General features: G+C 25.2%; 5 protein-coding genes and 1 pseudogene. 2 read left to right on the top strand and 4 right to left on the bottom strand.

Features of this window, described 5'->3' with window-relative positions; translation table 11 throughout:
• Positions 1–116: 116 nt before the first annotated feature.
• Complete coding sequence (locus G3997_RS03070; protein ID WP_296647922.1) at positions 117–326, top strand: hypothetical protein; 210 nt, start codon at positions 117–119, stop codon at positions 324–326.
• Between the two features lie 193 nt (positions 327–519).
• On the opposite strand, the gene G3997_RS03065 is transcribed toward G3997_RS03070, so the two are convergent.
• On the bottom strand, positions 520–1,332 hold the full coding sequence (locus tag G3997_RS03065) for an Mrp/NBP35 family ATP-binding protein (protein WP_296647918.1): 813 nt from the start codon (positions 1,330–1,332) through the stop codon (positions 520–522).
• Between the two features lie 249 nt (positions 1,333–1,581).
• Between G3997_RS03065 and G3997_RS03060 the strand changes: the two genes are divergently transcribed.
• Complete coding sequence (locus G3997_RS03060) at positions 1,582–2,091, top strand: ECF transporter S component (protein ID WP_296647914.1); 510 nt, start codon at positions 1,582–1,584, stop codon at positions 2,089–2,091.
• An 86-nt stretch (positions 2,092–2,177) separates the two neighbouring features.
• Here G3997_RS03060 and G3997_RS03055 read toward each other — a convergent pair whose 3' ends face one another.
• The 3 genes and pseudogenes from G3997_RS03055 to G3997_RS03045 all read right to left on the bottom strand — a co-directional run.
• Positions 2,178–2,366, bottom strand: a complete 189-nt coding sequence (locus G3997_RS03055; protein ID WP_296647910.1) for an asparagine synthase — start codon at positions 2,364–2,366, stop codon at positions 2,178–2,180.
• Positions 2,367–2,498: 132 nt separating this feature from the next.
• Positions 2,499–2,855: a DUF1667 domain-containing protein gene (locus G3997_RS03050; protein WP_296647906.1), complete on the bottom strand. Its 357-nt coding sequence runs from the start codon at positions 2,853–2,855 to the stop codon at positions 2,499–2,501.
• A gap of 1 nt (position 2,856) precedes the next feature.
• Positions 2,857–3,276 (bottom strand): annotated as a pseudogene (locus G3997_RS03045) (pyridine nucleotide-disulfide oxidoreductase); the annotation flags it as partial.

The following is a 3,276-nucleotide window of genomic DNA, read 5'->3' as shown; positions in this document are numbered from 1 at the left end:
TATTTTATATTTAATACAAATTCTATAGTATTTTATGTATAATAGTTTTTATTCATAAATAAATTTAGTTTATTGTAAATATATTGGGTAAATAATATTATAGGATGGTGATTAATGTGAATGATAAGATAAAAATAACCTTTAAAAATAATTTTGTAAGAATAGTAGAAAGCAATAATATCAGAAATTTTAATTCTCTAGTAGATTGGTTAGAAAAATTTAATAAAGGCGAAGATGTACCCTTTCTTACTATGTCTGGAAGAGATTTAGGAAGCGCTATAGCTATAAATAAAAATAATGTAAAAAGCATAGAGTTTATAAAATAAATAAGCTGATAGATATTCTATCAGCTTNNTTATTTTATAAAYTTGTATTAAATTTTATCTATTATTAATTAAATATACTNNNNCTTTAACTAATTCATTAACTTCTTTTATTAAATTTTCACTTATTTGATCAGCTACTGGCTTTCCTTTTATTATTAAATTTTATCTATTATTAATTAAATATACTCTTTAATTATTTTATTTTATCAACAATATCAGTTAATATACTATCTAAACTATCACTAACTTCTGATACTCCATTATGAGTTATATTAACAATTTCTTTTGTCATAGGAAGTTCTCCTAAAAGATTTAAGTTCATTTCACTTAAAAATTTATTTGTTTCCTCTCCTTCAAATAACTTTATCTTTTTATCACAATCAGGACATTGTATATAGCTCATATTTTCTACAACACCTAATACATTTATATTTAACATTTTAGCCATATTAACAGCTTTTGCAACAATCATTGAAATCATATCTTGAGGCACTGATACCATTACTACTCCACTTATTGGTATAGATTGCATTACTGTAAGAGCTACATCTCCAGTACCTGGAGGCATGTCTATTAATAAATAATCTAGCTCGCCCCACATTACATCTTTATAAAATTGTTTTACAGCATTTCCTATCATAGGACCTTTCCATACTATTGGTTGATTTTCATTGTCTACCATATAGTTTATAGACATTGTTTTTATACCTTCTTTACTTTCTATAGGGTATATATCTTTACCATTTGACATAGCCCTTTGATTTTGAAGATTCATAAGTCTTGGTATACTTGGACCTGTTATATCTGAATCCATTATTCCTACTTTATATCCCATTTTATTTAATTTTTTAGCAAGTAGCGCAGTTACTGTAGATTTACCAACTCCACCTTTACCACTCATAACACCTATTATCTTACCAATTTTATTATTAGGGTTATTTTCTATATTGCAAGTTGCTTGACTCTTACATCCATTTTTTGATGGACATGAATTACAGTTTGACATATCTTTATTCCTCCAATTTATGTTAAGTAAAAATTATTTTGAATTTATAGTATATATTTACCCATTTTTTTATTATTTACTAATATTATTAAAAATTATTAATCTTTTATACTAACTCATAAAATAATACAAAATATTAAATGATTTAATCATATTTCTAATTATAAACTGCTATATTCTCAATTTTTGTTGCGCTAAATTGTTGATATTGTTATAATTTTTATAATATTTTAATTGGAGGGATATAAAATGAATAACAAAACTAAACTAATCGTACTAAATGGACTTCTGATAGCATTTGTTTGTGTTGCTACTATGGTTATACAAATACCAGTTCCTATGACTGAGGGGTACGTTAACATAGGTGATAGTATTATTTTTGTAACATCAATTGTATTTGGACCAATACCTGGTATGATTGCTGGTGGAATTGGTTCTGCTTTAGCTGATATTTTAACAGGCTATTCACATTGGGCTTTATTCACATTAATAATAAAAGGATTTGAGGGATATATAGTTGGTTTTATAGTTAGAAAAAATACTAATTTAATAAAAAGTATTTTAGCTACTTTATTAGGTGTTATTATTATGGTATTTGGATATTTAATATCTGGTGCATTCTTACAAGGTAGTTTTATAGTCTCATTAGGTTCAGTTCCTTCTAATATTATTCAAGGTATAGTTAGTATGGTTATTGGTATACCTCTTTCTTCATATCTTCTTAATATAAAATACATAAAATCATTAAAAAATATCTAGTAAATAAAATAAACTATAATATATACTTTTATAATAAATTTAATAAAAAAAGGTATAGGATATTTAAATTCCTATACCTTTTTTTACTATTCTTTTAACATATCTATTGCTCCTAATGCAATGTGAGCAACACCAACTCCTACTAATAAAGCTCCAGTCATATTTGCATAGTCTCTAGATTTAAATCTTCTTGCTTTAGATTGGTTAGAATCTATAGCTAAACCCGCCGTTGTTACAGCTACTCCTAATGTAACAGGTATTAATCCTTTTTTCATTATGTTTTACCTCCTTAATGTAAATTTAATATTATTTTTTACATTAAAAAGTTTATTATAGTATGAAATATATTACTATTTTGAAATTATAAGTAATTACATATTATTATTTCTTATAATTTCAAATAATTTTTATACTGCTTTAGCACTTACTACATTAACACCTGTTCCTAATATATTTTCAACAATTACATCTCCTACATTTATAGGTGCATTTACAGTTATTTTATCTAATTCTTTCATAATTTCAAACATCATACCTTTTGGTATAGAGTCTTCAGTTTTTACTGGGAGTAAATTTAAATATGATCCATTTAATTTTACTGTAGTAGTTATAACTCTTCTTGGATTAGTTAATTCTTCTACTCCGTATTTTTCTCCTCTTTTACAAGTATTTCCTTCAACTTTATATCCATTATCTAATTTCGTAACTTGAAGTGGACATCCCATTGGACAAACTATACAAGTTATATTAGCTATATTACTCATTTTATGCCTCCTCTACACAAACAGAAATATCCCCTGTTATATTTTTTAATAATTCTTTACCTATTTTGATATTTTCCATTTCAGATGGAATCATATGACGTCTTTTCTTTTCAAGTATTACCGTATCATTACTTCTTACAACTAATTTTTTATTCTTATATATATTTCTAACTCTCATAAATAAGTTTATATCTTCTTCACAATTTGTATCTATACTTTGTGGCACTATATATGAAATTCCATCATTTGCAATAGTGTTTACTGTAGGATTTTTTTGCAATTTATTTAAAGAGTAAAGTGCTGCATTTTTACCAGCTATCCTACTTTCTTTAGTAACAAAATCAACTAAGTCATGAACATGAACAACATTTCCACAAGCAAATACACCTTCTATATTAGYKKWMRWWGAGTTATTTACTAT

It is taken from the genome of Romboutsia sp. 13368 (assembly GCF_018336475.1).
Taxonomy (GTDB): domain Bacteria; phylum Bacillota; class Clostridia; order Peptostreptococcales; family Peptostreptococcaceae; genus Romboutsia.
This window is presented reverse-complemented; position numbering and strand designations above follow the sequence as displayed.